The organism is Sporosarcina obsidiansis (assembly GCF_009651005.1).
Classification (GTDB): domain Bacteria; phylum Bacillota; class Bacilli; order Bacillales_A; family Planococcaceae; genus Sporosarcina; species Sporosarcina obsidiansis.
In genome coordinates this window covers 1-632 of record NZ_WHVW01000055.1, presented here as the reverse complement: position 1 = coordinate 632, position 632 = coordinate 1, and the positions used below count along the sequence as shown (strand labels likewise).

Below are 632 nucleotides of genomic sequence, written 5' to 3'. Positions count from 1 at the left end.
CGTTAGCTCAGTTGGTAGAGCATCTGACTTTTAATCAGAGGGTCACAGGTTCGAATCCTGTACGGCTCACCACTTTTATTGGCAATTGCCAACATATTGCGGGTGTGGTGGAACTGGCAGACACGCTAGACTTAGGATCTAGTGCCTTCGGGCGTGGGGGTTCGACTCCCTTCACCCGCACTTTATTGCGGAAGTAGTTCAGTGGTAGAATACGACCTTGCCAAGGTCGGGGTCGCGGGTTCGAATCCCGTCTTCCGCTTTTTCACTCTTGCCGGGGTGGCGGAACTGGCAGACGCACAGGACTTAAAATCCTGCGGTAGGTGACTACCGTACCGGTTCGATTCCGGTTCTCGGCACCATTTATATTTATGCGCCCGTAGCTCAATTGGATAGAGCGTCTGACTACGGATCAGAAGGTTGTGGGTTCGACTCCTGCCGGGCGCGCCATATTTACTCATTCCATACATAGTCGGGAAGTAGCTCAGCTTGGTAGAGCACTTGGTTTGGGACCAAGGGGTCGCAGGTTCGAATCCTGTCTTCCCGACCACTTATATGGGGCCTTAGCTCAGCTGGGAGAGCGCCTGCCTTGCACGCAGGAGGTCAGCGGTTCGATCCCGCTAGGCTCCACCAAT

6 tRNA genes are annotated in these 632 nt (G+C 54.3%); all 6 read left to right on the top strand.

The features are described from left to right. Window positions 1-98 precede the first annotated feature (98 nt). Window positions 99-180: transfer RNA gene (locus GD002_RS17625), tRNA-Leu, on the top strand. Window positions 181-187: 7 nt separating this feature from the next. Next, window positions 188-259: transfer RNA gene (locus GD002_RS17620), tRNA-Gly, on the top strand. Window positions 260-270: 11 nt separating this feature from the next. Further along, a tRNA-Leu gene (locus GD002_RS17615) sits at window positions 271-359 on the top strand. A gap of 11 nt (window positions 360-370) precedes the next feature. Beyond that, a tRNA-Arg gene (locus GD002_RS17610) sits at window positions 371-447 on the top strand. A 23-nt stretch (window positions 448-470) separates the two neighbouring features. Further along, window positions 471-547, top strand: a tRNA-Pro gene (locus GD002_RS17605). A 7-nt stretch (window positions 548-554) separates the two neighbouring features. Then, a tRNA-Ala gene (locus GD002_RS17600) sits at window positions 555-630 on the top strand. Window positions 631-632: the final 2 nt, after the last annotated feature.